Source organism: Pseudomonas sp. SIMBA_068 (assembly GCF_046534705.1).
GTDB classification, from domain to species: domain Bacteria; phylum Pseudomonadota; class Gammaproteobacteria; order Pseudomonadales; family Pseudomonadaceae; genus Aquipseudomonas; species Aquipseudomonas putida.
Genome location: NZ_JAWRYI010001479.1, coordinates 1 through 241 on the forward strand (window position 1 = coordinate 1; position 241 = coordinate 241).

At 64.7% G+C, this 241-nt stretch carries 1 protein-coding gene; it reads left to right on the plus strand.

Annotation, left to right across the window (positions count from 1 at the left end; all coding sequences use genetic code 11):
• The coding region (locus SB756_RS34560) for a hypothetical protein (protein WP_410913814.1) at positions 1–241 on the plus strand (241 nt) is incomplete at both ends.

Genomic DNA, 241 nt, shown 5'->3' on the forward strand with positions numbered 1-241 from the left:
GGCTACCAGCACCTGTGCCGCTTGATCACCCTGGCTCGAAGGCGTGCCGAAAAGGGCGGTTATCGCCTGCTGCCAGCCGACTTCGAACAACCGTTGCCGGGCCTGCTGGCATTGTGGGTGGCCGAAGACAGCGACACCCAGGCGTCGATCCAATGGCTGCGCCACACCTTCGCCGAACGCCTGTGGCTGGCGGTACACCTGCACTGCGGTCAGGACGATGCGCGTCATCTAGAGCAACGCC